General features: G+C 64.7%; 31 protein-coding genes. 15 read left to right on the forward strand and 16 right to left on the reverse strand.

Features of this window, described 5'->3' with window-relative positions; translation table 11 throughout:
• The 8 genes from atpD to PSV26_RS21515 all read right to left on the reverse strand — a co-directional run bounded on the left by atpD (position 1) and on the right by PSV26_RS21515 (position 6,711).
• Complete coding sequence (gene atpD / locus PSV26_RS21480) at positions 1-1,404, reverse strand: F0F1 ATP synthase subunit beta (RefSeq protein ID WP_096668774.1); 1,404 nt, start codon at positions 1,402-1,404, stop codon at positions 1-3.
• Positions 1,405-1,444: 40 nt separating this feature from the next.
• The gene (gene atpG, locus PSV26_RS21485; RefSeq protein WP_300516982.1) at positions 1,445-2,311 is read right to left on the reverse strand and encodes a F0F1 ATP synthase subunit gamma; all 867 of its coding nucleotides are present in this window, start codon (positions 2,309-2,311) and stop codon (positions 1,445-1,447) included.
• Between the two features lie 53 nt (positions 2,312-2,364).
• Positions 2,365-3,918: a F0F1 ATP synthase subunit alpha gene (gene atpA / locus PSV26_RS21490; RefSeq protein ID WP_096668778.1), complete on the reverse strand. Its 1,554-nt coding sequence runs from the start codon at positions 3,916-3,918 to the stop codon at positions 2,365-2,367.
• A gap of 61 nt (positions 3,919-3,979) precedes the next feature.
• Entirely contained in the window at positions 3,980-4,510 is a 531-nt protein-coding gene (locus PSV26_RS21495) for a F0F1 ATP synthase subunit delta (RefSeq protein WP_300573991.1), read from the reverse strand.
• Positions 4,511-4,523: 13 nt separating this feature from the next.
• Positions 4,524-4,994 carry a F0F1 ATP synthase subunit B gene (locus PSV26_RS21500; RefSeq protein WP_096668782.1) on the reverse strand — a complete coding sequence of 157 codons (471 nt, stop codon included), beginning with the start codon at positions 4,992-4,994 and terminating at the stop codon, positions 4,524-4,526.
• Positions 4,995-5,024: 30 nt separating this feature from the next.
• A complete protein-coding gene (atpE, locus tag PSV26_RS21505) occupies positions 5,025-5,273 on the reverse strand; it encodes a F0F1 ATP synthase subunit C (protein WP_096668784.1) in 249 nt (82 codons plus the stop codon).
• A gap of 63 nt (positions 5,274-5,336) precedes the next feature.
• A complete protein-coding gene (gene atpB / locus PSV26_RS21510; protein ID WP_300516974.1) occupies positions 5,337-6,194 on the reverse strand; it encodes a F0F1 ATP synthase subunit A in 858 nt (285 codons plus the stop codon).
• 16 nt (positions 6,195-6,210) lie between these two features.
• Entirely contained in the window at positions 6,211-6,711 is a 501-nt protein-coding gene (locus PSV26_RS21515) for an ATP synthase subunit I (protein WP_300574319.1), read from the reverse strand.
• A 235-nt stretch (positions 6,712-6,946) separates the two neighbouring features.
• On the opposite strand from PSV26_RS21515, the gene PSV26_RS21520 reads away from it, so the two are divergent.
• The 8 genes from PSV26_RS21520 to PSV26_RS21555 all read left to right on the forward strand — a co-directional run bounded on the left by PSV26_RS21520 (position 6,947) and on the right by PSV26_RS21555 (position 12,679).
• Complete coding sequence (locus tag PSV26_RS21520) at positions 6,947-7,393, forward strand: CopD family protein (protein ID WP_300573994.1); 447 nt, start codon at positions 6,947-6,949, stop codon at positions 7,391-7,393.
• 64 nt (positions 7,394-7,457) lie between these two features.
• Complete coding sequence (locus PSV26_RS21525; protein WP_300516970.1) at positions 7,458-8,033, forward strand: DUF2062 domain-containing protein; 576 nt, start codon at positions 7,458-7,460, stop codon at positions 8,031-8,033.
• Between the two features lie 55 nt (positions 8,034-8,088).
• Positions 8,089-9,006 carry a D-amino acid aminotransferase gene (locus PSV26_RS21530; RefSeq protein ID WP_300518271.1) on the forward strand — a complete coding sequence of 306 codons (918 nt, stop codon included), beginning with the start codon at positions 8,089-8,091 and terminating at the stop codon, positions 9,004-9,006.
• Positions 9,003-9,305, forward strand: coding sequence for a DUF493 family protein (locus PSV26_RS21535; RefSeq protein WP_300573997.1), 303 nt, complete (start codon positions 9,003-9,005; stop codon positions 9,303-9,305). The genes PSV26_RS21530 and PSV26_RS21535 overlap by 4 nt, the downstream gene beginning before the upstream one ends.
• 24 nt (positions 9,306-9,329) lie before the next feature.
• Positions 9,330-10,037: a lipoyl(octanoyl) transferase LipB gene (gene lipB, locus PSV26_RS21540; RefSeq protein WP_300573999.1), complete on the forward strand. Its 708-nt coding sequence runs from the start codon at positions 9,330-9,332 to the stop codon at positions 10,035-10,037.
• Positions 10,038-10,061: 24 nt separating this feature from the next.
• The gene (lipA, locus tag PSV26_RS21545; RefSeq protein WP_300574002.1) at positions 10,062-11,066 is read left to right on the forward strand and encodes a lipoyl synthase; all 1,005 of its coding nucleotides are present in this window, start codon (positions 10,062-10,064) and stop codon (positions 11,064-11,066) included.
• A 4-nt stretch (positions 11,067-11,070) separates the two neighbouring features.
• Positions 11,071-11,760: an AraC family transcriptional regulator gene (locus PSV26_RS21550; protein WP_300574005.1), complete on the forward strand. Its 690-nt coding sequence runs from the start codon at positions 11,071-11,073 to the stop codon at positions 11,758-11,760.
• Between the two features lie 79 nt (positions 11,761-11,839).
• Positions 11,840-12,679: a DMT family transporter gene (locus PSV26_RS21555; RefSeq protein ID WP_300574007.1), complete on the forward strand. Its 840-nt coding sequence runs from the start codon at positions 11,840-11,842 to the stop codon at positions 12,677-12,679.
• A gap of 32 nt (positions 12,680-12,711) precedes the next feature.
• On the opposite strand, the gene PSV26_RS21560 is transcribed toward PSV26_RS21555, so the two are convergent.
• From PSV26_RS21560 to PSV26_RS21595, 8 genes are all read right to left on the reverse strand, one after another.
• The gene (locus tag PSV26_RS21560; protein WP_300574010.1) at positions 12,712-14,025 is read right to left on the reverse strand and encodes an ATP-binding protein; all 1,314 of its coding nucleotides are present in this window, start codon (positions 14,023-14,025) and stop codon (positions 12,712-12,714) included.
• Positions 14,022-14,711 (reverse strand): response regulator transcription factor, encoded by a 690-nt coding sequence (locus PSV26_RS21565; RefSeq protein ID WP_300574013.1) that lies wholly within the window; start codon positions 14,709-14,711, stop codon positions 14,022-14,024. Before PSV26_RS21565 ends, PSV26_RS21560 begins: the two co-directional genes overlap by 4 nt.
• Positions 14,712-14,755: 44 nt before the next feature.
• The gene (locus PSV26_RS21570) at positions 14,756-15,220 is read right to left on the reverse strand and encodes a Spy/CpxP family protein refolding chaperone (protein WP_300574016.1); all 465 of its coding nucleotides are present in this window, start codon (positions 15,218-15,220) and stop codon (positions 14,756-14,758) included.
• A gap of 664 nt (positions 15,221-15,884) precedes the next feature.
• On the reverse strand, positions 15,885-17,657 hold the full coding sequence (gene ptsP / locus PSV26_RS21575) for a phosphoenolpyruvate--protein phosphotransferase (protein ID WP_300516949.1): 1,773 nt from the start codon (positions 17,655-17,657) through the stop codon (positions 15,885-15,887).
• 4 nt (positions 17,658-17,661) lie between these two features.
• On the reverse strand, positions 17,662-17,931 hold the full coding sequence (locus tag PSV26_RS21580; RefSeq protein WP_300516946.1) for an HPr family phosphocarrier protein: 270 nt from the start codon (positions 17,929-17,931) through the stop codon (positions 17,662-17,664).
• A complete protein-coding gene (locus tag PSV26_RS21585) occupies positions 17,900-18,343 on the reverse strand; it encodes a PTS fructose transporter subunit IIA (protein WP_300516943.1) in 444 nt (147 codons plus the stop codon). The genes PSV26_RS21580 and PSV26_RS21585 overlap by 32 nt, the downstream gene beginning before the upstream one ends.
• Entirely contained in the window at positions 18,340-19,629 is a 1,290-nt protein-coding gene (locus PSV26_RS21590) for an MFS transporter (RefSeq protein WP_300574019.1), read from the reverse strand. Before PSV26_RS21590 ends, PSV26_RS21585 begins: the two co-directional genes overlap by 4 nt.
• Positions 19,629-20,168 (reverse strand): hypothetical protein, encoded by a 540-nt coding sequence (locus PSV26_RS21595; RefSeq protein WP_300574022.1) that lies wholly within the window; start codon positions 20,166-20,168, stop codon positions 19,629-19,631. Before PSV26_RS21595 ends, PSV26_RS21590 begins: the two co-directional genes overlap by 1 nt.
• A gap of 200 nt (positions 20,169-20,368) precedes the next feature.
• Here PSV26_RS21595 and PSV26_RS21600 point away from each other — a divergent pair, with 200 nt between their 5' ends.
• The 7 genes from PSV26_RS21600 to PSV26_RS21630 all read left to right on the forward strand — a co-directional run bounded on the left by PSV26_RS21600 (position 20,369) and on the right by PSV26_RS21630 (position 26,809).
• On the forward strand, positions 20,369-21,574 hold the full coding sequence (locus PSV26_RS21600; RefSeq protein ID WP_300574025.1) for a PAS domain-containing sensor histidine kinase: 1,206 nt from the start codon (positions 20,369-20,371) through the stop codon (positions 21,572-21,574).
• 4 nt (positions 21,575-21,578) lie between these two features.
• The gene (locus PSV26_RS21605; RefSeq protein WP_300574028.1) at positions 21,579-22,238 is read left to right on the forward strand and encodes a response regulator transcription factor; all 660 of its coding nucleotides are present in this window, start codon (positions 21,579-21,581) and stop codon (positions 22,236-22,238) included.
• A 108-nt stretch (positions 22,239-22,346) separates the two neighbouring features.
• A complete protein-coding gene (locus PSV26_RS21610) occupies positions 22,347-22,766 on the forward strand; it encodes a CBS domain-containing protein (protein WP_300516928.1) in 420 nt (139 codons plus the stop codon).
• A gap of 299 nt (positions 22,767-23,065) precedes the next feature.
• The gene (locus PSV26_RS21615; RefSeq protein WP_300574031.1) at positions 23,066-24,481 is read left to right on the forward strand and encodes a CmpA/NrtA family ABC transporter substrate-binding protein; all 1,416 of its coding nucleotides are present in this window, start codon (positions 23,066-23,068) and stop codon (positions 24,479-24,481) included.
• A gap of 120 nt (positions 24,482-24,601) precedes the next feature.
• On the forward strand, positions 24,602-25,471 hold the full coding sequence (gene ntrB / locus PSV26_RS21620; protein WP_300574034.1) for a nitrate ABC transporter permease: 870 nt from the start codon (positions 24,602-24,604) through the stop codon (positions 25,469-25,471).
• The gene (locus PSV26_RS21625; RefSeq protein WP_300574037.1) at positions 25,461-26,366 is read left to right on the forward strand and encodes an ABC transporter ATP-binding protein; all 906 of its coding nucleotides are present in this window, start codon (positions 25,461-25,463) and stop codon (positions 26,364-26,366) included. The genes ntrB and PSV26_RS21625 overlap by 11 nt, the downstream gene beginning before the upstream one ends.
• Positions 26,363-26,809, forward strand: coding sequence for a nuclear transport factor 2 family protein (locus PSV26_RS21630; RefSeq protein ID WP_300574040.1), 447 nt, complete (start codon positions 26,363-26,365; stop codon positions 26,807-26,809). The genes PSV26_RS21625 and PSV26_RS21630 overlap by 4 nt, the downstream gene beginning before the upstream one ends.
• The last annotated feature ends 4 nt before the right edge of the window (positions 26,810-26,813 follow it).

Consider the following 26,813-nt stretch of genomic DNA (forward strand, 5'->3'; position numbering starts at 1 on the left):
TTAGACCTTCTTGGCCTTCTCGAACGCCTCGTCAATCGTGCCGACCATGTAGAAAGCCTGCTCTGGCAGGTGATCACACTCGCCGGCCACAATCATCTTGAAACCGCGAATGGTTTCAGCCAGGGTCACGTACTTGCCAGGTGACCCGGTGAACACTTCAGCCACGTGGAAAGGCTGCGACAGGAAACGCTGGATCTTGCGGGCGCGGGCCACGGCCAGCTTGTCTTCAGGTGCCAGTTCGTCCATGCCCAGAATCGCGATGATGTCGCGCAGTTCCTTGTAGCGCTGCAGCGTACCCTGCACGGCACGGGCCGTGGCGTAGTGGTCTTCACCGACGACGTTCGGGTCGAGCTGGCGGCTGGTCGAGTCCAGCGGGTCCACGGCAGGGTAGATACCCAGCGAAGCGATGTCACGGGACAGCACCACGGTGGAGTCCAGGTGGGCAAAAGTGGTCGCAGGCGATGGGTCGGTCAAGTCATCGGCGGGCACGTAAACGGCCTGGATGGAGGTGATCGAACCGACTTTGGTGGAGGTGATCCGCTCTTGCAAGCGGCCCATTTCCTCGGCCAGCGTCGGCTGGTAACCCACGGCGGAAGGCATGCGGCCCAGCAGCGCGGACACTTCGGTACCGGCCAGCGTGTAGCGGTAGATGTTGTCCACGAAAAACAGCACGTCACGGCCTTCGTCACGGAAGGATTCGGCAATCGTCAGGCCGGTCAGCGCGACGCGCAGACGGTTGCCTGGGGGCTCGTTCATCTGGCCGTACACCATCGCAACCTTGGACTCGCCGAGGTTCTCGAGATTCACGACGCCGGAGTCGGCCATCTCGTGGTAGAAGTCGTTGCCTTCGCGGGTACGTTCACCCACACCGGCAAACACGGACAGACCCGAGTGCGCCTTGGCGATGTTGTTGATCAGCTCCATCATGTTCACGGTCTTGCCGACGCCGGCGCCGCCGAACAGGCCGACCTTGCCGCCCTTGGCAAACGGGCACACCAGGTCGATCACCTTGATGCCGGTTTCCAGCAGTTCCTGCGAAGGGCTGAGTTCGTCGTAAGCCGGGGCCTTGCGGTGAATCGGGGCGGTGAGTTCCTGGCTGACGGGGCCACGCTCGTCGATAGGCGCACCCAGCACGTCCATGATACGGCCCAGTGTGGCCTTGCCCACCGGCACCGTGATGTTGGCGCCGGTGTTGTACACCACGTTGCCGCGGCGCAGGCCGTCGGACGTGCCCAGCGCGATGGTGCGCACAATGCCGTCGCCCAGCTGCTGCTGAACTTCCAGCGTCAGCGCGGAGCCTTCCATCTTGAGCGCGTCATAGATCTTGGGCATCTGGTCGCGCGCAAATTCCACGTCCACCACAGCACCAATACACTGAACAATCTTGCCTTGAGCCTGAGCCATGATTGAGTCCTTTTCCGTTCTTTAAATCTTGAATCGCGGTTTAAACCGCTGCGGCACCGGCGACGATTTCCGAAAGTTCTTTCGTGATCGCCGCTTGACGCGTTTTGTTGTAAACCAATTTGAGTTCGCCAATCACGCTGCCGGCGTTGTCCGTGGCGGCCTTCATGGCGACCATGCGGGCCGACTGCTCGGACGCCATGTTCTCGGCGACCGCCTGGTAAACCAGCGCTTCGACGTAACGGACCAGAAGGTCATCGATGACCGTCTGTGCATCAGGCTCGTAGATGTAGTCCCAGCCGTGCTGATCCTTGTCAGCCTGCAGCCGGTCTGCCGTCAGTGGCAGCAACTGTTCGACCACGGGCTCCTGGCGCATGGTGTTGATGAAGCGGGTGTAGCAAAGGTAAACCGCATTGATCTTGCCCTCGCTGTACGCATCCAGCAGCACCTTGACCGGCCCGATCAGCTTGTCCAGATGGGGTTTGTCGCCCAGCTGCGTCGCATGCGACACCACCTGCGCGCCGATCCGGTTCAGAAAGCCCAGGCCCTTGTTGCCGATGGCTACTGACTGGATGCCCTGACCCGCCGCCTGCATTTCCTTGAGCTTGACCGTGACCTGGCGCAGCAGGTTCGTGTTCAAACCGCCGCACAGGCCCTTGTCCGTCGTGACCACGATGAAGCCGCCGGCCTTGGCATCGTTGACCTGCATGAAGGCATGCGTGTACTCGGGGTTGGCCTGGGCCAGATTGGCCGTGATGTTGCGAATCTTGTCGCTGTAAGGTCGGGCGGCGCGCATCCGTTCCTGCGCCTTGCGCATTTTGGAGGCCGCCACCATTTCCATGGCTTTGGTGATCTTGCGGGTGTTTTCCACCGACTTGATCTTGCCGCGTATTTCCTTGCCTGCTGCCATATTGCTTCCTAAATGGTTTCTAAGCCCGGGGCTTTGATGTCTTCAGGTCCGGATCAGGCAAACGACTTCTTGAACGCAGCCACGGCCGTGGTCATTTCTGCCTCGGCGTCCTTGTCCATCGCCTTGGCCGCTTCGAGCTTGGCCATCAGTGCAGCGTGCTTGTCCTTGAGGTAGCTGTGCAGGCCGGCTTCAAAAGCCAGGACCTTCTTGACCTCGACATCGTCCATGAAGCCCTTGTTCACTGCGAACAGCGTGGAGGCCATGTTGGAGATGGACAGGGGCGAATACTGCGCCTGCTTGAGCAGTTCCGTCACGCGAGCACCGCGATCCAGCTGCTTGCGGGTGGCCTCGTCCAGGTCGGAAGCGAACTGCGCAAACGCAGCCAGCTCACGGTACTGGGCCAGGTCGGTACGGATACCGCCGGACAGGTTCTTGATCAGCTTGGTCTGGGCCGCACCACCGACGCGCGACACCGAGATACCGGCGTTGATGGCGGGGCGGATACCGGCGTTGAACAGGCTGGTTTCAAGGAAAATCTGGCCGTCGGTGATCGAGATCACGTTGGTCGGCACGAAAGCGGACACGTCGCCCGCCTGCGTTTCGATGATCGGCAGGGCCGTCAGCGAGCCGGTCTTGCCCTTGACTTCACCCTTGGTGAAATCTTCGACGTATTTTTCATTCACGCGGGCGGCACGCTCGAGCAGGCGGCTGTGGAGATAGAACACGTCGCCGGGATAGGCTTCGCGGCCTGGCGGACGGCGCAGCAGCAGCGAGACCTGGCGGTAAGCCACAGCCTGCTTGGACAAATCGTCATACACAATCAGCGCGTCCTGGCCGCGGTCGCGGAAGTACTCGCCCATGGTGCAGCCGGAGTAGGCGCTGACGTACTGCATGGCGGCCGATTCGGAAGCCGATGCTGCCACGACAATGGTGTAGTCCATTGCGCCGGCTTGCTCGAGCGAACGCACCACGTTCTTGATCGACGAGGCTTTTTGGCCAATCGCGACGTAGACGCAGGAGACGCCCTGGCCCTTCTGGTTGATGATGGCGTCAATCGCCACAGCCGTTTTACCGGTCTGGCGGTCGCCAATGATCAGTTCGCGCTGGCCGCGGCCGACGGGCACCATGGAGTCGATGGACTTCAGGCCGGTCTGCAGGGGCTGGTCCACCGATTTACGGGCAATCACGCCCGGTGCGACCTTTTCGATCACGTCGGTCATCTTGGCGTTGATCGGGCCCTTGCCGTCGATAGGCTGGCCGAGGGCGTTGACCACGCGGCCAAGCAGCTCGGGGCCGACCGGCACTTCCAGAATGCGACCCGTGCACTTGACGGTGTCGCCTTCGGCGATGTGTTCGTATTCACCCAGAATCACCGAGCCGACCGAGTCGCGCTCAAGGTTCAGCGCCAGGCCGTAGGTGGGGGTGCCGTCCGCCGTAGGAGGAAATTCCAGCATCTCGCCCTGCATCACATCGGACAGGCCGTGGACGCGGACGATGCCGTCGGACACCGACACAACGGTACCCTGGTTACGGATGTCGGCACTGACAGTCAGGCCTTCGATACGGCTCTTGATCAGTTCAGAAATTTCTGCGGGATTGAGTTGCATGACTCTTTCCTTCTTTCTATGTTGTTGGCTAAAAACCAGGGTGCTGCGTCTTGGCGCGAGCTCAGGAAATCAGCGCCACTTTCATTTGCTCTAAACGGGCTTTCACCGAGGTGTCCAGCACCTCGTCACCCACCACGACACGCACGCCTCCGATCAGGGCCGGCTCCAGCTCCACCGTGAGGTTGAGCTTGCGGCCAAAGCGCTTTTCCAGCGTTGTCGCCAGATCGGCCAGCGCACCACCGTCGAGCGCGAAGGCGCTGTACACGGTGGCATCGGACGAACCGCTCTTCGCATTTTTCAATGCACGGAACTGGCTGGCAATTTCCGGCAGAACGCTGATGCGGCCGTTGTCGATCACGGCGCGCAGGAAGTTCTTCGCTGCTTCCGGCAGCGTCGCCTTGACAACACCGGCGATCACGTCGAACGTCTGGTTCGCCGTCACGCTGGGGTTGCCGGCAAACTGCTGCAACTGGACATTGCTTGCTACAGTCGCCAGCTCATCGAGCCAGGTCGAGGTGCCGCCCAGGTCAGAGCCGGAAGCCTTGAACAGGGCTTCAGCGTAAGGTCGGGCAATGGTGGCTAGTTCGGCCATGGTGACACCCCTCTCAAAGTTCGGTCTTCAGGCGGCCCAGCAAGTCAGCATGCACGCCGGCATTGACTTCCTTGCGCAGAATCTGCTCGGCACCCTTGACAGCCAGTGCGGCGACCTGCTCGCGCAGGGTCTCACGGGCCTTGACGGTTTGCTGCTCGGCCTCGACCTTGGCAGCGGCAATGATCTTGTTGCCTTCTTCCGCAGCCTTGGCCTTGGCCTCTTCGATCATGGACTGGGCGCGGCGCTCCGCTTCAGCCAGGCGCACGGCCGACTCATTGCGCGACTTGGCAAGCTCTTCTTCCACGCGCTTGTTGGCGACGGAGAGTTCGGACTTGGCCTTGTCGGCTGCAGCGAGGCCTTCAGCGATTTTTTGGGCACGCTCGTCCAGCGCTTTCGTAATGGGCGGCCACACAAATTTCATTGTGAACCACACCAGGATCGCGAAAACAATCGCCTGGACGAACAGGGTTGCATTAATACTCACGGCAACGCCTTTCTGTCGGGGTTGTGACGATTACTTCAGCACAAAGGGATTGGCAAACGCGAACATCATCGCGATACCGACACCGATCAGGAACGCGGCGTCGATCAGACCTGCGAGCAGGAACATCTTGGTTTGCAGTTCATTCATCAGCTCAGGCTGGCGGGCAGCGGCTTCGAGGTATTTGCTTCCCATGATGCCGATGCCGATACATGCGCCGACAGCGCCCAGGCCAATGATCAGGCCAGCGGCCAATGCGACGAGACCGAGAACGTTTTCCATTTAAAGCTCCTATGGATTTAAGTTAACTAACAAACAAAAGAAAGAAAAACCAGACTGACAAACTCAGTGATGATCGTGGGCCTGGCCCACATACACCAGGGTCAGCATCATGAAGATGAAGGCCTGCAAGGTGATGATCAGAATATGGAAGATGGCCCACACGGTGCCGGCCAGCACATGACCGATCGGCAGCAGGATGCCCGGCAGCGACATGGCGGCAGCACCACCCATCAGGGCGATCAGCATGAAGACCAGTTCGCCGGCGTACATGTTGCCGAACAGTCGCATGCCATGCGACACGGTCTTGGCAATGAATTCGATGATCTGGAACACAAAATTGAAGGGCCACAGGATGGGATGCGCGCCAAATGGCGCACTGACCATTTCATGGAGCCAGCCGCCGAAACCCTTGATCTTGATGTTGTAGAAAATGCAGATCAGCAGCACGGAGACCGACAGGCCCAGGGTGACGGAAAGATCGGCGGTCGGCACGACGCGCATGTAGGCGTGGTGCGGATCGTGGCCGGTGGCTGCAAAGACCAGCTCCCAGATCTTGGGCAGGAAATCGACAGGCAGCAGGTCCATCGCGTTCATCAGGAAAATCCAGACAAACACGGTCAGCGCCATGGGCGCGATCACCTTGCGGCTTTGCGCGTTGTGGATGATGCCCTTGGCCTGGCTGTCGACCATCTCGACCAGGATCTCCACGGCAGCCTGGAAGCGGCCCGGCACGCCGGAAGTCGCCGCGCGTGCAGCCTTCCAAAGGAAAAAGCTGCCAACGATACCGAGCAGCAAGGCCCAGAAAATGGAGTCGAGGTTGTACACCGTGAAGTCAATGACACCGCTCATTGGCTTGTTCTGCCAATGGGTCAGGTGGTGACCAATGTATTCGCCGGCGGTAGGTCCGTTTGCAGAAGCCATCTATCTACTCGTCTCGTTAAGTTGGGTGGATACCGGGGCGCTTTGGCTTGAACCAGAGCACACCCCAATACACTTTCATCGTCACTATCAGGCCCGCCAACATGGCAGGCCAGCTCAAATCTTCAATCAACCGCGGCGCTGCAAACAACATCGCGATCGTCAGGCCAATCTTGACCATTTCCCATAAAAAGAACCCGAGTACCGCAGCGCCCGCATTCATGGAAGACACCTTGCTGGTCAGCCCTCGCACAAAAAGCGCCGCAGGGATCACCACCGCCAGCGCGCCGTAGAACGCCGACCATGCCACGCTTTGTCTTCCCGTCAGGGCCCAGGCAACACAGGCCACAAGGACTCCGGCTACCAGTTGCCCGGCCACCACCCACCAGGGCGACAGCGAAGGACTGGCTTCGCGCAGCTTCTGCGCTTCGTCGCGCGTCAGCGGCTTGAAATTTTCTTCGCCCGCCTCAGTTACCTGAGTCGGAGCCTTTGCCGCCGGAAGAACCACCGAATCTGTCATTTTGACCATCACAAATTACGAACAGGTTACGGGCCGGTTATTAGCAAAGCCCTTGATTATACGTAGAAACCCACCCATTCCCGAAAGCCCCTGCGCCAAACTGTGGCGACAGGCATGGCCGCATGGTCCGAAGGGGGACGTTTTGCAGGCGACAATCCGTTTTCCCGTTGCTGCCACTCCCGCCACAGACGGGGCATTCCCGCCCTTGCAGTACGCTTTTTTGAAAGTCCCTCGCATGCCTGCCTTGATGAAATTTCTCCACATCGCCGCCGCCATCGTGTGGCTGGGCGGCATCAGCTTCATGCTTTTTGCGTTGCGGCCCGCCGCCGCGGCGCAACTGGCGCCGCCGCAGCGTCTGCCGCTGATCGCACTGATCCTGCAGAAGTTTTTTGTGCTGGTCTGGCCCGCCATCGCGCTGCTGCTGCTGACCGGCCTGGCCATGCTGCTGCCGGTCGGCATGAAAAACGCACCGCCGGGATGGCACCTGATGTTCGGCATCGGCCTGCTGATGTTCGCGCTGTTCGGCCATCTTTATTTTGGTCCCTTCCGGCGCCTGAAACTGGCTGTTGCCGCCGCGGACTGGCCCGAAGGCGGGCGGCGTGTGGGCCAGATCGCCACCCTGGCCATGAGCAACCTGGTGCTCGGCGCGCTGGCGATTGCGGCAGTGATTTTCTGGGCCTGAGTGTGCGGGCATCCCGCGGGATGACAAGGCACGAAGCGCGATGCCCATCGGTCAAGGCCCGGCCATGAGAACGCACAAAAGAAAAGTCAGCCCGCCAACACCTTCGTGGACAGACCGCTTCACCAAGGGGATCAGCCGCGAGACACTGGCGGCCCACCCGTGGCTCAAGCCGGTGGCGCACCACCTGCGCGAGCCCGGGCTCTGGCATGTGCAGCACGAGGCCGTGGCCCGCGGGGTCGCCATCGGGCTGTTCTGGGCCTTTGCATTGCCGGTCGCGCAGATCCTGGTGGCCGCCGTTCACTGCATCTGGTGGCGCGGCAACATCCCGGTGGCAGCCGGCGTGACGCTGATCACGAATCCCTTCACCATCGGCTTCTGGCTCTGGCTGGCCTACAAGCTGGGCAGCCTGATGCTGGGGATGGCCCCCCACGAGGTGGCGGCGGGCAGCGCGGCGCTGGAAGCCGCTTCGGCGAGCGCCGGTTTCGATGTCATGGGCTGGCTGGAGCGCTTTGGCTGGCCCGCCGTGCTCGGCATGGGCATTTTTGCCGTGGCCGGCTCGGCCGGCGGCTATGTGCTGGTCAAGCTCATCTGGCGCTTTCGCGTCTGGTTCAAGCGGCGCGTCCAGCGCCATGGCCGCTAGCGCCGGACACGGTCTGCGCGACAATCCCTTCACCCCCTTTTTTTGGAACGACATGATGAGCACTTCCAGCCCCGCAGCGATCACGGCCCTGCCCGCCACACCGTGCTACCTCAACGGCGAATACACCGCCCTGCGGGACGCCAGGGTCAGCGTGATGGACCGCGGCTTCATCTTCGGTGACGGCGTCTACGAAGTGGTGCCGGTGTATGCCGGCCAGCCCTTCCGCTTTGCCCAGCACATGGCGCGGCTGGACCGCAGCCTGGCGGAGCTGCGCATCGTCAATCCGTTGTCCCATGCCCAGTGGCACGAGGTCACGCTCAAGCTGGTCGCCGACTACGCGCTGCAGATGCACACCGCGCCGGAAAAAACCGACCAGCTGGTCTACATCCAGATCACCCGTGGCGTGGCGCTGCGCGACCATGTGATGCCGCCCGACCTGACACCCACGGTGTTTGTCATGACCAACACCATGAAGCCCCCGACGCCCGAGCAGCGCGCGCACGGCGTGGCCTGCGTTACCGCTGACGACTTCCGCTGGAGCAAGGCCCATATCAAGAGCACCAGCCTGCTGGGCGCGGTGTTTGCGCGCCAGATCAGCGCCGACGTGGGCGCCGTGGAAACCGTGATGTTCCGGGACGGCTTCCTCAGCGAAGCCGCCGCCTGCAACGTCTGGGTCGTCCAGGGCGGCAAGGTGCTGGGCCCGCCCAAGGACAACCTGGTGCTCGAAGGCATTCGTTACGGCCTGATCGAGGAAATCTGCCGCGATGCCGGCATCCCGTTTGAACTGCGCCGGGTCAGCCGCGAGGAAGTTTTTGCCGCCGACGAACTGCTGCTGTCGTCGGCGACCAAGGAAGTGCTGCCCGTGACCTCGCTCGACGGCCAGGCCGTCGGCAGCGGCCAGCCCGGCCCGGTTTACACCAGGCTGCACGCGGCCTACCAGCGCGCCAAACAGGCGCAGACGGACAAGACATGAACACCCCACCGAAACCGCCCGCGCCAGGCGAAACACCGCGCCAGGAATCGCTGATCGAGTACCCCTCGCTGTTTCCCATCAAGGTCATGGGCGAAAAAGTCGACGGGCTGGTCCATGCCATCACCCTGGTCGCCCAACAGTTCGACCCCGCGTTTGACGCGACCACCATCGAGCTGCGCGAAAGCAAGGGCGGCAAATACCTGGGCGTGACCATCACGGTCACCGCCACCTCCAGAGAGCAGCTCGACGAGTTGTACCGCACGCTGTCCTCCCACCCTATGGTCAAGGTGGTGCTCTAAGGCACCCGCTTGCAAAGACCCGCCATGTCCTTTGATGTGCGCCAGCTCGGCCGGGTCGACTACCTGCCCACCTTTGCAGCCATGCAGGCCTTCACCGCCAGCCGCCGTGAAGTTGCGAGCCAAACAGGCCTCCAGCCCAATCAGGACTTGCGCGACCAGCTATGGATTTGTGAGCATCCACCGGTCTACACACAGGGGCTGGCCGGCAAGCCTGACCATCTGCTGGCGCCCGGCGACATTCCGGTGGTGCAGACCGACCGCGGCGGCCAGGTGACTTTTCACGGCCCGGGCCAGGTGGTGGCCTACCCCCTGATCGACCTCAAACGCGCCGGGTATTTCATCAAGGAATATGTCTACCGCATCGAAGAGGCCGTCATCCGCACGCTGGGGCATGTCGGCGTGACCGGCCACCGCGTCGCCGGTTCGCCCGGTATTTATGTGCGTCTGGACGATCCAGCCTCGCATGCAGCGCTGACCGGCCCGCGTGATCCGCTGGACCCGTTTCGCGGCCTCGGCAAGATCGCCGCGCTGGGCATCAAGGTCAGCCGGCATTGCACCTACCACGGGGTCGCGCTGAATGTGGCGATGGACCTCGAACCCTTTTCCCGTATCAACCCCTGCGGCTACGCCGGGCTGACCACCACCGACCTTTCTACAATCGGGGTATCGGCAAGCTGGCAAGAGGCGGCAGATGTGCTGGGCCAAAAGCTCATGACCTATCTGGCCCCCTGAAGCCACCCCCCAAGGCAAACACCCATGAGCACCCCAGAAACTGTCAATCCTGTTGTTCGCGACGTCCAGAGCCAGGAGACCTACAACCCGCTGGCCAAGCAGAAGGCGGCGGCCAAGCTGTCGCGCATCCCGGTCAAGGTGGTGCAGGGCGAGCTGCTCAAAAAGCCCGAGTGGATTCGCGTCAAGGCCGGTAGCCCGAGCACGCGTTTTTACGAGATCAAGCAGATCCTGCGCGAGAACAAGCTCAACACCGTCTGTGAAGAAGCGTCCTGCCCCAACATTGGCGAGTGTTTCGGCAAGGGCACGGCCACCTTCATGATCATGGGTGACAAGTGCACACGCCGCTGCCCGTTCTGCGACGTCGGCCACGGCCGGCCCGATCCGCTGGACGTCAACGAGCCCGAGAACCTGGCCAAAACGATTGCCGCGCTCAAGCTCAAATACGTGGTGATCACCAGCGTGGACCGCGACGACCTGCGCGACGGCGGCAGCCAGCATTTTGTCGACTGCATCACACGCATCCGCGAACTCTCGCCGGGCACTACCATTGAAATCCTGGTGCCCGACTTCCGCGGCCGCGATGACCGCGCGCTGGAGATCCTGAAAGCCGCGCCGCCTGACGTGATGAACCACAACCTGGAAACCGCGCCGCGCCTGTACAAGGAAGCACGCCCCGGTTCGGACTACCAGTTCTCATTAAACCTGCTGAAAAAATTCAAGGCCCTGCACCCCGGCGTGCCAACCAAGAGCGGCATCATGGTCGGCCTGGGTGAAACCGATGAAGAAATTCTGCAGGTCATGCGGGACATGCGTGCGCACAACATCGACATGCTGACCATCGGCCAATACCTCGCACCGTCGACCAGCCACCTGCCGGTGCGCCGCTACGTACACCCCGACACCTTCAAGATGTTTGAGGCCGAGGCCTACAAGATGGGTTTCACCCACGCCGCCGTGGGCGCCATGGTGCGCAGCAGCTACCACGCCGACCAGCAGGCCCATGCCGCAGGCGTGGCCGATACCCTCTGACACCATGACCTCGCCGCAGGGCCCGCTGTCGCTGCGCCACTACGGCGCCTCGCACGGCAGCCATGCGCACACGCACTTCCAGATCCTGCTGGGTCTCCACGGTGTGCTCGAGCTGGAAGTCCAGGGCCGCGGCCAGCGCATTGGCACGGGCCAGGGCTGCGTGATAACGCCCGGCGAACGCCACGACTTTGAAGCCCGCAGCGGCAGCCGCTGCCTGGTGCTCGACACGACACACGCCGGATGGGCGCATTGCCCGCCCCAGCCTGCTCAGCCGGCGCAGACCCTGGCGCTGGCCCACTACCTGGCGCAAGCCCTGCAGCAAACAGACAGCCTGGCGCAGCATTACGGCCCGCTGCTCCTGCTGGATGCCTGGCGCCTGCACAGCCCCGCAGCCAGGCGTCATGAGCGCCCGATTGACTGGGACCAGCTCGCCGGCTGGGTTCAACACCACCTGCACCAGGCACTGAGCGTGGCGCAACTGGCGCAACAGGTTTTTCTGAGCCCCTCGCGGTTTGCAGAGCGCTGCCGGCGGGAGACCGGGCTCAGCGTGATGCAGTGGCTGCGCAGCCAGCGGCTGACGCTGGCCGTGCAGCTGCGCGGCAGCGGCCTCAGCGTGGCCGAAACCGCGCGGCGTTGCGGCTACCAGTCGCCCTCGGCATTGACCGCCGCCTTGCGCCGCGTGCGGTCTCACTGAATAGCCAGACCGTGGCCTTGCGACGGCAAACCCTGCTTGCGCGACGATGCCGCAGGCGGCGCCCGACTATGCTTGCGCCATGCCCGCCAATCTCTACGCTTTGGGCGCCATCGCCCTGTGGGCCAGCCTCGCCTCGCTGGGCGTCTCGCTGCGCCACGTTCCGCCCTTTCTGCTGACCGGCCTCGCTTTGCTCGCAGGCAGCCTGCTGGCGCTGCCCTTTGTCCTGAAAGATCGGCAGCAGTGGCACATCCCGGCCAGCACGCTGCTGCTGGGCGTCTACGGCCTGTTCGGTTTTCATTTCCTGCTGTTCATCGCGCTGCGCCATGCGCCGCCGGTTGAGGCCAACCTGGTCAACTACCTGTGGCCGCTGTTCATGGTGGTGCTGGCGCCGCTGTTCCTGCCGGGTGTGAAGCTGCGCGCCGGGCATGTGGTGGCAGCGTTGCTGGGTTTTGCCGGTGCGGCGGTCGCCATTCTGGGCGCGCGCATGGGCGCTGCTGGCGGCGGCTGGGCCTGGGGCTACCTGCCGGCGCTGGGCTCGGCCTTCATCTGGGCCAGTTATTCATTGCTGACAAAACGGGTGCCGGCGTTTCCGACCGCGGCCATCGGCCTGTTCGGCCTGGTCTCGGGCCTGCTCTCGCTGCTGTGCCACTGGGCGCTGGAGCCGTCCGTGGCCCTGTCGGGGCGCGACGGGGCCCTGATCGCGGTGATGGGGCTGGGCCCGCTGGGCGCGGCCTTTTTTCTCTGGGACCGGGCGCTCAAGCTCGGTGATGCGCGGCAGATCGGCATTTTGAGTTATCTCACGCCGCTGGGCTCCACCGCACTGCTGATGCTGGTCAGCGGCCGTGCGCTGAGCTGGAGCATTGGCCTGGCGGCGGCCATGATCATCGGGGCCGCCGTATTGGGAACACGAAGCAAATAGGGCCGCAGCCCTTGCTGGTCGTGCGCCAGCAGCTACTCTTTCAGTAGCAACTGAACACACAGGCCGGGCGCTGCGTTGTCCACCTGCAGCCGGCTGCCGTGCGCCTGTGCCACCAGCTTGCACAAATACATGCCCAGCCCGACACCGCCGGTGGCGCGTTGGCGCGCGCTGTCGGTGCGAAAGAATGGTTCGGTCAGCTGCGCCAGCTGTGCGGCATCCACACCCGGGCCGAAGTCGCGCACCGCCAGCAACACGCCGCCGTCCTGGCGGGTGAGCGTGATGCGCGGCGGCTGATCGGCCTCCGCGCTGTAGCGCAGGGCGTTGTCGAGCAGGTTGCGCAGTAGCAGTCGCATGCGCATGCGGTCCAGCGCCAGCGTGGGCAACCCGGCCGGCAGATCCAGCGTCACCGTCGCAGCCTCGGGCATGTCGGCCACCACCTCGCGCACCAGCGCGGCCAGGTCCACCGGTTCGCGCTGCAGCGTCGCATGCGGGCTGGCCAGGCGTTCGCTTTCGAGCAGGTCGCTGATCAGGTCGCGCATGTCGCCCAGGTCACGCAGCAGCGCGGCGCGCTCGGGCTCGCCTGCGCCGCTGCCGTCGGGCGTGGTGGGCAGCAGTTCGGCATTGAGGCGCGCGCGGGTCAGCGGCGAACGCAACTCGTGGCTCAGCGCCAGCAGCAGGCCGCGTTTGGCGTCCAGCATGCCCTTGATGTCCTGCGCCATGGTGTTGATGCGCTGCGCCAGGTCGCCCAGTTCGTCGCGCCGGCGCAGCGGGATGGGGGTGTCGAAGTCGCCGTGGCCGAAGCGCTCGGCCCCCGCGCCTATGTCGTCCAGCGGCCGCAGCAGGCGCCGCACATACGCATAGGCCGCCGCAATCAGGGCCAGCAGCAGCGCCAGCGTGATCCAGCCGACCGGGCTGTGCGGCCCGCGCTGCCAGGGCACGGTGCCCAGGCCAAAACTCACGCGGTGACCGTCGGCTGTGGGGCGGCTGAGCCAGTCCCCTGCGCGGCCGCCAAAACCGGCGCGCTCACGGTGCTCCGGCCGGTCCGGGTGCGACTGCCAGTTCACCCGCGGCCCTTCGATGCGAATCGCAATCGGCAGACGTTCTGCCAGCGCCTGCGCTTTGGCCACGTCGGGCGGCGTGCCAATCTCCTGCACCAGCCGGTCCATGTAGTCCGCCACCAGCGGTCTGGCGGCATCGCGCCAGCCGGTGGAAAAAATCCGCTGCATGCCACCCATGAACACGGCCGCCATGGCCAGCGCCAGCAGCAGGAACACCGTCACCAGTTGCAGCCGCAGCGAATGACGCCAGCGCCGGCGGGTCACCGGCGCAGTCTCGGGGTGCGTCATGGCGCCGCCGCCTTGCCGACGGCCAGCGTGTAACCGGCGTTGCGCAGGGTCTTGATGCAGTCGAGCGGCTCCAGCTTCTTGCGCAAGCGGCTCACCACGATGTCCACGGCGCGGGTGTAAAGGTCCGCCTCGTGGCCGCGCAGCCGGTTCAGGATGTCGTCGCGGCTGAACACCTTGCCAGGCTCGGCCGCCAGCAGCGCGAGCAGCTCGAACTCGGTGCCCGTCAGGTCCACCGGCTGCCCCTGGCGCAACACCTCGCGCGCCTCCAGGTCGATGACCAGATCCTGGAACACCCGGCGCGGCTGGCGCGCCGGCCCGGGCGCCTTCCGCTGGCGCCGCAGGATGGTCTGCAGGCGCGCCACCAGCTCGCGCGGCTCGAAAGGTTTGGGCAGGTAATCGTCAGCGCCCAGCTCCAGGCCGACCACCCGGTCCATCACGTCGCCGCGCGCGGTCAGCATCACCACCGGAATGTCGCTTTCCTTGCGGATCTCGCGGCACAGCGCGAAACCGTCCATCTCGGGCAGCATCACGTCGAGGATGGCCGCGTCGTAAGCCGTGGCACGCAGCATGGCCAGGCCCTGTCCGGGTCGCAGCGCGCTGTCGAGCACCAGGCCGAAACGCGCCAGGTAAGTCGCCAGCGGCGCGGCCAGGTGTTCGTCGTCGTCGATCAGCAGGATGCGGGGCATGGGGCCATCATAAGAACTTTGTCCCCGGCCCCGCGTCCTGCAGCTCACCCATGGCGGCCCCAGCGGCGGCCACGCTCCATGAACTCGCGCACCTTCTGCTGCTGCTCGGGGCGCAGGTTGTCGAAGAAGTCGGCGGCAGCGGCAATCACCGCCGGGCTGCCCGCCTGCAGGGCAGCGGTTTTTTCGTCAATCAGCTTTTTGGCGCCAGGCTGGTCCAGCTTGCTGCCGGCAAACAGGGCGCGCATGTCGGCGCGCGGGTCGGTGGCGCCACGCAGCGCCGCGCGCTGGGCCTGCAGCTTGTCGGCCAGCACCGCCAGCTTCTGCTTTTGCGCCGCGTCCAGCTCCAGCCGGGAGCCGATTTTTTCGACCATGCGGGCGCGCGATTCCGGCGAAGCCTCGGTGCCGGACTGCCAGCCGCCGGGACCGCGGTGAGAACACGCCCCCAGGCTGCCGACGATGAGTGCGCCGCCGAAGAGGCCTAACAGGGTTTTCTTGATGAAGCGTTTCATGAGGTGCCCTTGCAAAGAAGTGAATGAAGACCTGCATGGTGCGCGTGTCGGCGGCGCGAGTGGTTTCACGCCGGTTGCGCTGTGTTTCGCTTTGTTTCGACATCGAAGTCGCTTCGGCATCACGCTGCGCCTGCGGTCCGCTGTGGACAGTAGGAGCGACTCCCCACTCCCTCCCCCCGCCCCTCCCTCGCCCCGCTGGGCGATGGAGGGGAGCTTCATTTGGCCGCGTGTGCTGCTGCCACGTGCATACATGACAGTCCCGTGAGTTAGCCATGACGCGCTTCGCGCGTCATGGCTCCCCGCATCCGCATCCGATCCCGATTCATTCCCCCACCCGTCGGGCTGGGCCGAGCAGCGCAGACGGAGGCGGGATGAGGGCGGCAGTTGTCCGAGCGAAGCGAGTTCTGCCGACCCCCGCCGGAGTCGAGCAGCGCAGGTTGCCTGGAGCGAAGCGGAAGGACCCGGACCATCGGGTCGCCTTTTCTTTGCTTCCTTTCTTTTGGCGACGCAAAAGAAAGGGAGTCGGCCGCCGGGCCGAGACCCGGCCAGCAGGCAAGCCTGACATGTTGAGGCAACGGCGGCTTCGGCAAGCTTAGCCTTCCCTACAAACAAAATCCGGCCGTAGCCAACACCCCACAAGCGCCAGCAGCTATTATTTCAATAGTTAAATCGACTGCAACATGGACGCCGGGTCTTCGCTGTCCAGCACCTGCGCGGCCCAGGGGGCGAGCTTGCTGGCGTCGGCACGCAGCACCTGCTGCTTGACGGCCAGGATCTGCGAGGGATGCATCGAAAAGCTGCGCAGGCCCAGGCCCAGCAGCAGCCGCGTCATGCTGGTGTCGCCGGCCATCTCGCCGCAGATGCTGACGCCCTTGCCCTGCGCGTTGCACTCGGCAATGGTGTCGGCGATCAGGCGCAGCACCGCCGGGTGGCAGGGGTCGTACAGGTGCGAGACGGCTTCGTCGGCGCGGTCGATCGCCAGCGTGTACTGGATCAGGTCGTTGGTGCCTATCGAGAGGAAGTCAAAGTATTTCAGGAACAGCTTGAGCGTCAGTGCAGCCGCCGGGATTTCAATCATCGCACCCAGCCGCACCGGCCCGTAGGCCACACCCTTGTTGTCGAGTTCGGCGCGGGCATGGTCGATCAGCGACAGCGTCTGGCGGATTTCGCTGCCGTGGGCCAGCATGGGCACCAGCAGGTTGACCTGGCCGTGCACCGCCGCGCGCAGGATGGCGCGCAGCTGCGTCAAAAACATCGGTGGGTCGGCCAGGCTCCAGCGGATGGCGCGCAGACCCAGCGCCGGGTTCAGCTGGCCGTCCTGCGCCCGCCCCGCGAGCTTGTCCAGCGGCTTGTCCGAGCCGATGTCGACCGTGCGGATCGTGACCGGCAGGCCCCGCATGCCTTCGATGGCCTTGCGGTAAGCCAGGTACTGCTCCTGCTCGCCGGGCAGGTTGCCGGGCCGGCCCATGAAAAGGAATTCACTGCGGAACAGGCCCACGCCCACAGCCCCGACCGCCACGGCGCCGTTGGTGTCGTCGGGCATTTCGATGTTGGCGAGCAGCTCGACCTTCTGGCCGTCGATCGTCAGCGAAGGCGTGTGTTTGAGCCGGTTCAGGCGCTGGCGCTCGAGTTCGCCCTGGCGCTGCTTGAAGCCGTATTCGGCCAGGATGATGGGCGAGGGATCGACGATCAGCACACCGGCGTCGCCGTCGATGATGACCCAGTCGTCCTGCTCAATCAGCTGGCTGGCGCTGCGCGCGCCCACCACCGCCGGAATGTCCAGACTGCGCGCCACGATGGCGGTGTGCGAGGTCTTGCCGCCCACGTCGGTCGCAAAACCCACAAACAGGCTCTGCTTGAACTGCAGCATGTCGGCCGGCGCGATGTCGTGCGCAATCAGCACCAGCGGCACGTCCATGGTGTCGTCCAGCAGCAGGTCCTGCTGGCGCGGCAGGCGGTTGGCGGCAGACTGCGCGGCCGGCAACACCGGCGAGGCCACACCCTTCATGAACCCGAGAATGCGTTCGACCACCTGCTCCAGGTCGGCCTTGCGCTCGCGCAGGTACTCGTCTTCCATCTCGTCGAACTGCCGGGCAATGATTTCGTACTGCGTGGTCAGCGCCCATTCGGCGTTGTAGAGCCGGTCGACAATCCAGTGCTTGACGCCGCTGATCAGCTGCTCGTCCTGCAACAGCATCAGGTGCACGTCGAGCAGCGCGGAGAGCTCATGCGGCGCGTCCTTGGGCAGGTCGCGCTGCACCCGGGTGATTTCCTCGGACACCGCATCGCGCGCCACGCGCAGGCGCTGGATTTCCTCCACCGTCTTCGAGGCCTCGATGAAGTAATGCGCCACGTCGGCCCGGCTCGACGCCACCAGCACGGCGCGGCCAATCGCCACCCCGCGCGAGACAGCCAGACCGTGGACCGAGAAAGTCATCTAGTTACTCGCCTTCACCAAACTTGTCGTGAATCAGGGCCAGCAGCGCGTCCATCGCCTGCTGCTCGTCGGCGCCGTCGGTTTCGATGTCCACGGTGCTGCCGATGCCGGCGGCCAGCATCATCACGCCCATGATGCTTTTGGCGTTGACGCGGCGCTCGCCTTTGGAGATCCAGACCTCGCAGGGGAAACTGCCGGCGAGCTTGGTCAGCTTGGCCGAGGCGCGGGCGTGCAGGCCCAGCTTATTGTTGATGGTCGTGGTGGTCTTGATCATGGTTTCTGCGTACCTGGTTCTGCGGTGCGGTGATGGCCACCTGCATGACGCCCTGCGTTCCACCCAGCACCGCCCGGGCCACCAGCGCGTCCAGCGGCTCGTGACGGTAGGACACGGTGCGCAGCAGCATGGGCAGGTTGACGCCGGTGATGAGCTTGGAGTGCACGCCATCGACCAGCTTCTGCGCCACATTGCAGGGCGTGGCGCCAAACACGTCCGCCAGCACCAGCGCGTGCGAGGTGCCCATCTGTTTGAACACAATGCGCGCCTGTGCCAGGGTTTCTTCGGGCGGCATGTTGGGCTGCACGTCCAGCGCGGCCACACTGGCCGGGTTGTCGGGAAAAACATGCAGAACGCATTGCCGCAGGGCCGAGGCCAGCGGAGCATGGGCGATGATGAGAATGCCGTTCATTGCGTTGAATTATCGGGGGTGGGGTCTGCTTTGGCGCCGTGGAAGAAGGCATACGATGCGAGACAACAACACAAAAACACGGCCAGCGCCGCCTGGAAGCTGGCCACGTCGGCCAGCCCCATGGCCTGAAAAACGTCGATCAGCAGGCCGATGCCCCACTGCATGACAAACACGCCGGCAAAAATCACCAGGTTGTAGGCGGTCAGCGCGCGACCCGCGAGCACCTGCGGAAACGCCATGCCCACCGCCGGCTGGGCCAGGCCCAGCACACTGGAGCTCATGCAGAACAGCGCCCAGCCGGCCCAGCCGGTGGCCGGCCCGGCCGCAATATTTCCGGCGAGCACCAGCAGGCTCACCGGCACACCCCAGGTGATCAGGCGGTTGGCGCTCCAGCCATGCTGCGAGAGCCACGGGTTGACCAGCCCCCAGGCCCAGAACGTGACCAGCATGCAGGCATTGATCCAGAACAGGCCGGTGGCCGCCTGCAAGGGCGTGTAGCCCGCGACCCGGACCATCCACGGCCCGGCCCACAGGGTCTGCATCGCGATCACGCCGCCATAGTGGAAAAAGGCCACCGGCGACATTTTCCGGAAATAGGGGCTGCGCCAGACCTGGGCGTAACCGGCCTGCGGATGCGACACATGGGGAGAAGCCGCCGCGGAAGCGAGCTTCCAGGACGGGACCACCCAGGCAATTGCCGCCATCGACAGCAGGATCAGCGTCGCCAGAATCCAGAACAGCGGGCGCCAGCCGGTCAGCGGCATCAGCCACTGCACCGGCAGGGTGGACGCCAGCATGCCCACGGAGCCGGTCATCAGCATCCAGGAGTTGGCGCGCAGCAGGGTGCCTGCGTCAAACCAGCGGCGGTATCCGGTCAGCGGCGCCATCAGGCAGGCGCTGACGCCCATGCCCAGCAACACGCGGGCAATGAGCAGGCTGGTGAAACTGGTTGCCGCTGAAAACGCCAGGCAGGCCAGCACCGCCAGGCTCAGAAAGCACAGGATCACGCGTTTGGGGCCGTGCCGGTCCAGCCAGGTGCCCAGCGGCAACTGGGTCACGGCAAAACCCAGAAAATACCCGCCGGCCAGCAGCCCCAGGTCGCGCGCATGCAATGAAAACTCCTGCGTGAGCACCGGCGACAGCGTGGCCGTGATGGCCCGTACCAGCGTCGAACAGAAGTAAGCTGCGGCAAACGCCAGAAACACAACCATGCCGGCGCGCCGGCTCAGCAGGCCAGACGCAGCAGCGGCGGCCGGCAGGCGCCCGGCGTCCCGAACGGCGCCCATCAGCGGGGGCTTCCGGCGTCCAGCTTCAGGCTGGAGAAAAAGGTCTCGGCCACCTCGGGGTCCATCTTGTCGGCGTAGATCACCGCCTGAAAAACCTGCCGGCCCTGGGAAAAATACGCCGCCTGGCTTTGCACCGCCCGGCCGTCGGCGCGCTGGCCGCTGGCCCGCACCAGCACCGCCGGCAGCGGGTCCGCGCCGGGCAGCTTCAGCGGGCTGGTCTGGCCGCCACCTGCGGCCTTGAGGTTGGCCAGCGTCGCAGTTTGCCAGCCGGCCAGCACGGCTGCCGCCTGCGCCGCGTCGTCCAGCGTGGCCACCGCGATCGCAAACGTGGCATCGCCGGCATCGCAGCCCAGCATGGCCAGCTCGGTCGGCCGCCCGCCCAGCGGCACGCTGCGCTCGGCCTTGTCGGGTTTGCAGGGCAGCAGCAGGGCCAGCGCGGTGTTGTCCGGCCGCACTTCGCGCCAGTTGAAAACCGGGTTGCACGCCGCAAGCAGCAGCAACAGGCCGGCCGCCGTCACGCGGATCATCAAGGAAGCCATCGAGGGGGTCATGAAAAGGGAAGGCGGGGACATGGTCTTGGGGAAAGGGGAGCTCTGACTTTACAGGGATTCGCCAAAACCACCTGTTTTGGGGCAATCCGGCGGGGCAGCCCGGCGACGCACCGATTTGGCGCCTGGGCAGCGCAGCCCTGCACAACACTGCGCACCAAGCTGGGCACGATGTTTGCTCACCCCCTGCCATGTTCGCCGAAACCGCCCCGCTGTCCGCCCCCATGCACCTGCCCGGCGCCGACCAGCCGGTCTGGCGCGACAAGCTGTCGCAGTTGCTGGAGTCCACCGGCGAAGGCATTTTCGGCATCGACATGGACGGCTGCTGCACCTTCATCAACCGCGCAGGCGCCGAGCAGCTCGGTTTTGCCCCGGCCGAGGTGCTGGGCAAAAACATGCACGAACTGGCCCACCACAGCCATGCCGACGGCGCGCACTACCCCGAGCACCTGTGCCCCATCTTCAACGCCTTCCGCATGGCCCTGCCCTGCCGCATCGACACCGAGCTGTTCTGGCGCCGCGACGGCAGCGCGTTTGCGGTCGAGTATTCGTCCTACCCCATCGTCGATGGCGGCGTGGTGCAGGGCGCGGTGGTCACCTTCGTCGACATCTCGGCACGCAAGCGGGCCGAGGAGGCCCTGCGCCATGCCAACGATGTGCTGGAGCAGCGTGTCAGTGAGCGCACACAGGCGCTGTCCGAGGCGCTGCAGCAACTGCGCGAACTCTCGGCCTACACCCACACGGTACGCGAGGAAGAGCGCACCCGCATCGCACGCGAGGTGCACGACGAGCTCGGCAGCCTGCTGGTGGCGCTGAAGATGGACGTCGGCTGGCTGGACAAACGCCTGGGCGAGCAGCAGCAGCGCGAACCGGTGCAGGCGCAGGCCATGCGCGACACCATGCGCAGCAAGTGCCAGAACATGGGCCGGCTGATTGAAGCCGCGGTGGACAACGTGGGCCGCATCATCACCGACCTGCGCCCCAGCATCCTGGACCACCAGGGCTTGTGGGCCGCGCTCGACTGGCAGGCGCACGAGTTTGTGCAGTCGGCTGAACTCGAGCTCGACTGGCAGATGGACGTGGAGCAGGCGGTGCCGCTGCCCGAGCCTTCGGCCATGGCGGTCTTCCGCATCTTCCAGGAAATGCTCAGCAACGTCGGCCGCCACGCGCAGGCGAGCCGCATCGCCATCACCATCCTGGCCACGGCCGGCGAGATCAGCATCAGCGTGCACGACAACGGCCGGGGCGCCGCGGCGGCGGCCTTCGAGGCAGCCACTGCCTACGGCGTGATGGGCATGCGCGAGCGCGCACGGCATTTGGGCGGTACGCTCGAAATTACAAGCCAAATCGGCCTCGGGGCCTTGTTCCACCTGCGCATCCAGCTCCCAAAATCATAGCGTCATGACTCCCCTGAACATCCTGATCGGCGACGACCACCGCATCGTGCGTGAGGGCCTGAAGCAGGTGCTGGCCGACGCGCCCGAGATCGCCGTCGTCGCAGAAGCCGAGACCGGCCCCGACATCCTTGCCAAAGTCGAGGCGCTGGGCGGCCACGCCGGGCTGGCTGCCGTGCTGCTCGACATCGCGCTGCCGGGCCGCGACGGCATGGACGTGCTGCAGGCCCTGAAAAAAGCCTGGCCGCAACTGCCGGTGCTCATGCTCAGCACCTACCCCGAGAAGCAGTACGCGGTGCGCTGCATCAAACTGGGCGCGGCCGGCTACCTGAACAAAAGCGCCCACCCGGACGACATGATTGCCGCGGTACGCAAGGTGGCCGGCGGCGGCCTGTACGTGTCGGCCCTCACCGCCGAGGCGCTGGCCAGTGCGGTGGGCGGCAGCGGCGGGCGCAGCGGCGCCGAAGCGCTGTCGCACCGCGAGCACCAGGTGTTCCGCCTGCTCACGGCGGGCAAGTCGGTGGGCGAGATCGGCGCTCAACTGGGCCTGGCGTCCAACACCGTCAGCACCTACCGCCTGCGTATCCTCGAAAAAACCGGCACCAAAAACGACGTGGAACTGGCGCTGTACGCCGAGCGCCACGCCAGCACGCCGGCCGGCGCCTGAGCCGCGCGCTTGTCCTACGGCCACTTGGGTGCCTGCTGACTGCCGGCCCACTCTCCGCACGCCATGCTGGTCACACGGCGCCGCCGGCACCACCCAAGGAGAATTTTCATGACCACCGTCACCGACGTGATGACCCGCAATGTGCGAACCCTGACCCCCAGCGACACCGTGGCCGCAGCCGCCAAGGCCATGGACGAACTCAACGTGGGTGTGATCCCCGTGTGCGAGGGCGACAAGCTGCTCGGCGTGGTGACCGACCGCGACATCGTGGTGCGCGCCGTGGCGCAAGGTCTGGACGGCAACACGCCGCTGAGCAAGGTGATGAGCCGCGACGTGCGCACCGCCCGCGAAACCGACGACCTCGACACCGTGCTCGCCGACATGGCGTCCAGCCAGATCCGCCGGCTGCCGGTGCTGGACGGGGCTGAGCGCCTGATCGGCATCGTTTCCATCGGCGACATCGCGGTCAAGGGCCAGGACGAGGAAGACGTCGGCCAGTCGCTGGGCGAAATTTCCGCGCCGGCGTAAGCGACCGCAGCGGGCCGCAGGCCGGCACCCTGCGCCAATTTGGTGCAACGCCGGGAACCAGCGACGCGGCGGTGAGGCGACGCGGCGCTGGTGAGGTTTTACAACAGCCATCCAGGCCCCTCAAACGCCCGCGCACCAGCTCGCGGGGGCTTCATGGCGGCCCGCCCGGGCCGGTTTTGTAGTGCCCGCCCTACACGGCGTCATGCCATCAACAGCGAAATGCGGCGCAGGCCGCCTTCCCGGCCAAAGTGGCCCGCAGCTTGCAAGACAGCCGCATCTTCAACTGAAAGGTGCGCGCCATGTCCGACTACTTCTCGCCTTACGACGCCGACCAGCCCCTGATGCTCAAGTGCAGCTGCGGCAAGGACCATACGGTGGCCGACCACCACGCCGCTGTGGCTGCCGACAGCGCCGCCATCGAGTTGCGCCGCCGCAGCCAGACCAGCGAGTTCGAGGCCTACTCCAACGAGTTCATTGAAGCCACCCTGGTCAAGGCCCTGTTCCCGCAGGACGAGGTGCGCCGCCGTTTCCTGCGCGCCGTCGGCAAGGGCACGGCGATGGCCGCGATTGCCAGCGTGCTGCCGGTCGGCACCATGCAGGCCCTGGCGCAGGACGCCGGCAAAAAACCCGGCACGCTGGAAAAAACCAACCTGAAGATCGGCTTCATCCCGATCACCTGCGCCACGCCGTTGATCATGGCGCACCCGCTCGGCTTTTACCAAAAGCAGGGCCTGAATGTTGAAGTGACCAAGACCGCCGGCTGGGCGCTGATCCGCGACAAGATGATCAACAAGGAATACGACGCGACGCACTTCCTGTCGCCGATGCCGCTGGCGATTTCCATGGGCCTGGGCTCGAACGCCACGCCGATGAACGTGGCGACCATCCAGAACATCAATGGCCAGGCCATCACGATGGCGCTCAAGCACAAGGACAACCGCGACCCGAAAAACTGGAAGGGCTTCAAGTTCGCGATTCCCTTCGAGTTCTCGATGCACAACTTTTTGCTGCGTTACTACCTGGCCGAAGCCGGCCTGAACCCCGACACCGATGTGCAGCTGCGCGTGGTGCCGCCGGCCGAGATGGTGGCCAACCTGCGCGCCGGCAACATCGACGGCTTCCTCGGCCCCGATCCTTTCAACCAGCGCGCGGTGTACGAAGAAGTCGGTTTCATCCACGTGCTCACGCGTGACCTGTGGAACGGCCACCCCTGCTGCGCCTTCGGCACCTCTACAGAGTTCATCCAGAAGAACCCCAACACCTTTGCCGCGCTCTACCGCTCGGTGCTGACGGCCGCCGCCATGGCGCGCGACCCGAAGAACCGCGAGCTGATCGCCAAGGTGATCGCCCCGGCCCAGTACTTGAACCAGCCCGAAGCCGTGATCAACCAGGTGCTGACCGGCAAGTTTGCCGACGGCCTGGGCAACATCAAGAACGTGCCCGACCGCGCCGACTTCGACCCGATGCCGTGGCAGTCGATGGCGGTGTGGATGCTCACGCAGATGAAGCGCTGGGGTTATGTGAAGGGCGAGGTCAACTACAAGCAGATCGCCGAAAAGGTCTTTCTGATCACCGACGCCAAGAAGTACATGAAAGAGCTCGGCCAGCCAACGCCCGAAGGCGCATATCCGAAATTCAAGATCATGGGCAAGGAGTTCGACGCGGCCAAGGCGGATGCGTATGCCAAGGGATTTGCCATCAACAAGATGGGATGAGCACTTACTCCCTCTCCCGCCGGGAGAGGGTGGGGGTGAGGGTCCGCCCCCTCCCTCACCCCAGCACTCTCCCACGGGGCGAGGGGGAAAGACTGGCTCCAACACGAAGCAAATGACTCCATGAATATTTTCAAAACCCTGGGCTTCCGCGCAGCCATCGTCTCCATCGTGATCTTCGTGGCCTTCATTGCCATCTGGTCTGCCGCAACGATGGCGCCGGCCAGCAGCGGCGGCAACGCCACCGGCATGACGGCCGAGCAGATCGAATACCAGAAGATGATGGGCAAGGACCCGGGCGCCGGCAAGGCCTCGGGCTTCCCGACACCCGGGCAGATGGGCAAGACCTTTGTGGACCAGCTCAGCGACCCGTTCTACGACCGCGGCCCCAACGACAAGGGCATTGCCATCCAGCTCGGGCATTCGCTGGGCCGGGTGGCATTGGGCTTTCTGCTGGCCTGTCTGGTGGCGATTCCTTTGGGCTTTGTCATCGGCATGTCGCCGCTGCTGCGCCGCGCGCTGGACCCCTTCATCCAGGTGCTCAAACCGATCTCGCCGCTGGCCTGGATGCCGCTGGCGCTGTACACCATCAAGGATTCGTCCACCTCGGGCATCTTCGTGATCTTCATCTGCTCGGTCTGGCCCATGCTGATCAACACCGCCTTCGGTGTGTCGGCCGTCAAGCGTGAATGGCTCAACGTCGCCAAGACGCTGGAAGTCAAGCCGCTGCGCAAGGCCTTTCTGGTGATCCTGCCGGCCGCCGCGCCGACCATCCTGACCGGCATGCGCATCTCCATGGGCATCGCCTGGCTGGTCATCGTCGCCGCCGAGATGCTGGTGGGCGGCACCGGCATCGGCTACTTTGTCTGGAACGAATGGAACAACCTCTCGCTGACCAACGTGATATTTGCCATCGTCGTCATCGGCGTGATGGGCATGCTGCTGGACCTGATGTTTGCGCAGATGCAGAAGTGGGTGACCTATGCTGAATAATCCCGCACCCGGCGGCGCCTCGGGCCGCCCCTTCCTGCAGGTCGAGGGCCTGGCCAAGTCTTACCCCGGCACCAACGAGCCGGTGTTCGACGAGGTCAACTTCAGCATCAACCGTGGCGAGTTTGTCTGCATCATCGGCCACTCGGGCTGCGGCAAGACCACCATCCTCAACGTGCTCGCAGGGCTGGAAACCGCCAGCGCCGGCCATGTCTTCATGGACGGCCGCGAGGTCGCCGGCCCCAGCCTGGAGCGCGGCGTGGTGTTCCAGGGCCACGCCCTCATGCCCTGGCTCACCGTGCGCAAGAACATCGCTTTTGCGGTGCGCTCCAAATGGCCGGACTGGACGTCTGCCCAGGTCGATGCCCATGTACAGAAATACGTGGCGCTGGTCGGCCTGTCCGGCGCCATCGACAAAAAACCCTCGGCACTGTCGGGCGGCATGAAGCAGCGCGTCGGCATTGCGCGCGCCTTTGCGATCGAACCCAAGATGCTGCTGCTCGACGAGCCTTTCGGCGCGCTCGACGCGCTGACACGCGGCACCATCCAGGACGAGCTGCTGGCCATCGTGCGCGAGACGCAGCAAACGGTGTTCATGATCACCCACGACGTGGACGAGGCCGTGCTGCTGGCCGACAAGATCCTGCTGATGAGCAACGGCCCGCAGGCGCGTGTGGCCGAGATCGTGCGCAACACCATGCCGCGCGACCGGCAGCGCGCCACCGTGCACCACGACCCGCAGTACTACCCGTTGCGCAACCACCTGGTGGACTTCCTCGTGGCGCGTTCCAAGGATTTGTCGCACGGCAAGGCGCCGGCGCACCCGCCCACGGTGGAACCCGGGCGCGGCGCGCTGGCCGACACGCCGCCTTCCGTCACCCTGAAAGCTGTCGCATGAGCGTTACCGAACAAGCCCGCCCGCCGCTGCCGCCCTTCACGCTGGAAAGCGCGAAAGAAAAAGTGCAGAAGGCCGAAGACGCCTGGAACAGCTGCGACCCCGACCGCGTGGCGCTGGCCTACACCGAAGACTCGGTCTGGCGCAACCGCGCCGACTTCTTCTCGGGCCGGCCCATGATCCGCGAGTTTCTGAAACGCAAATGGGCCAAGGAACTGGACTACCGGCTCAAGAAGGAGCTCTGGGCCTTCACCGGCAACCGCATCTCGGTGCGTTTCGAGTACGAATGGCACGACGACGCCGGCTTCTGGTTCCGATCCCACGGCAACGAGCAATGGGAGTTCAACGAGCTGGGCCTGATGCAGCGCCGCGAGGCCAGCATCAACGACGTGCCGATCAAGGAAGCCGTCCGCAAGTTCCACTGGCCACGCCCTGTGGCCCCCTGATCAC

This window comes from Polaromonas sp., from assembly GCF_029945685.1.
Lineage (GTDB): Bacteria > Pseudomonadota > Gammaproteobacteria > Burkholderiales > Burkholderiaceae_C > Polaromonas.

Coding starts and splice junctions, on each gene's coding strand:
- atpD (WP_096668774.1), bottom strand. CDS start 1,404: ATGGCTCAGGCTCAAGGCAAGATTGTTCAGTGTATTGGTGCTGTGGTG.
- atpG (WP_300516982.1), bottom strand. CDS start 2,311: ATGGCAGCAGGCAAGGAAATACGCGGCAAGATCAAGTCGGTGGAAAAC.
- atpA (WP_096668778.1), bottom strand. CDS start 3,918: ATGCAACTCAATCCCGCAGAAATTTCTGAACTGATCAAGAGCCGTATC.
- PSV26_RS21495 (WP_300573991.1), bottom strand. CDS start 4,510: ATGGCCGAACTAGCCACCATTGCCCGACCTTACGCTGAAGCCCTGTTC.
- atpE (WP_096668784.1), bottom strand. CDS start 5,273: ATGGAAAACGTTCTCGGTCTCGTCGCATTGGCCGCTGGCCTGATCATT.
- atpB (WP_300516974.1), bottom strand. CDS start 6,194: ATGGCTTCTGCAAACGGACCTACCGCCGGCGAATACATTGGTCACCAC.
- PSV26_RS21515 (WP_300574319.1), bottom strand. CDS start 6,711: ATGACAGATTCGGTGGTTCTTCCGGCGGCAAAGGCTCCGACTCAGGTA.
- PSV26_RS21520 (WP_300573994.1), top strand. CDS start 6,947: ATGCCTGCCTTGATGAAATTTCTCCACATCGCCGCCGCCATCGTGTGG.
- PSV26_RS21525 (WP_300516970.1), top strand. CDS start 7,458: ATGAGAACGCACAAAAGAAAAGTCAGCCCGCCAACACCTTCGTGGACA.
- PSV26_RS21530 (WP_300518271.1), top strand. CDS start 8,089: ATGAGCACTTCCAGCCCCGCAGCGATCACGGCCCTGCCCGCCACACCG.
- PSV26_RS21535 (WP_300573997.1), top strand. CDS start 9,003: ATGAACACCCCACCGAAACCGCCCGCGCCAGGCGAAACACCGCGCCAG.
- lipB (WP_300573999.1), top strand. CDS start 9,330: ATGTCCTTTGATGTGCGCCAGCTCGGCCGGGTCGACTACCTGCCCACC.
- lipA (WP_300574002.1), top strand. CDS start 10,062: ATGAGCACCCCAGAAACTGTCAATCCTGTTGTTCGCGACGTCCAGAGC.
- PSV26_RS21550 (WP_300574005.1), top strand. CDS start 11,071: ATGACCTCGCCGCAGGGCCCGCTGTCGCTGCGCCACTACGGCGCCTCG.
- PSV26_RS21555 (WP_300574007.1), top strand. CDS start 11,840: ATGCCCGCCAATCTCTACGCTTTGGGCGCCATCGCCCTGTGGGCCAGC.
- PSV26_RS21560 (WP_300574010.1), bottom strand. CDS start 14,025: ATGACGCACCCCGAGACTGCGCCGGTGACCCGCCGGCGCTGGCGTCAT.
- PSV26_RS21565 (WP_300574013.1), bottom strand. CDS start 14,711: ATGCCCCGCATCCTGCTGATCGACGACGACGAACACCTGGCCGCGCCG.
- PSV26_RS21570 (WP_300574016.1), bottom strand. CDS start 15,220: ATGAAACGCTTCATCAAGAAAACCCTGTTAGGCCTCTTCGGCGGCGCA.
- ptsP (WP_300516949.1), bottom strand. CDS start 17,657: ATGACTTTCTCGGTCCACGGTCTGGCTGTCTCGCGCGGGGTGGCGATT.
- PSV26_RS21580 (WP_300516946.1), bottom strand. CDS start 17,931: ATGATCAAGACCACCACGACCATCAACAATAAGCTGGGCCTGCACGCC.
- PSV26_RS21585 (WP_300516943.1), bottom strand. CDS start 18,343: ATGAACGGCATTCTCATCATCGCCCATGCTCCGCTGGCCTCGGCCCTG.
- PSV26_RS21590 (WP_300574019.1), bottom strand. CDS start 19,629: ATGGGCGCCGTTCGGGACGCCGGGCGCCTGCCGGCCGCCGCTGCTGCG.
- PSV26_RS21595 (WP_300574022.1), bottom strand. CDS start 20,168: ATGGCTTCCTTGATGATCCGCGTGACGGCGGCCGGCCTGTTGCTGCTG.
- PSV26_RS21600 (WP_300574025.1), top strand. CDS start 20,369: ATGTTCGCCGAAACCGCCCCGCTGTCCGCCCCCATGCACCTGCCCGGC.
- PSV26_RS21605 (WP_300574028.1), top strand. CDS start 21,579: ATGACTCCCCTGAACATCCTGATCGGCGACGACCACCGCATCGTGCGT.
- PSV26_RS21610 (WP_300516928.1), top strand. CDS start 22,347: ATGACCACCGTCACCGACGTGATGACCCGCAATGTGCGAACCCTGACC.
- PSV26_RS21615 (WP_300574031.1), top strand. CDS start 23,066: ATGTCCGACTACTTCTCGCCTTACGACGCCGACCAGCCCCTGATGCTC.
- ntrB (WP_300574034.1), top strand. CDS start 24,602: ATGAATATTTTCAAAACCCTGGGCTTCCGCGCAGCCATCGTCTCCATC.
- PSV26_RS21625 (WP_300574037.1), top strand. CDS start 25,461: ATGCTGAATAATCCCGCACCCGGCGGCGCCTCGGGCCGCCCCTTCCTG.
- PSV26_RS21630 (WP_300574040.1), top strand. CDS start 26,363: ATGAGCGTTACCGAACAAGCCCGCCCGCCGCTGCCGCCCTTCACGCTG.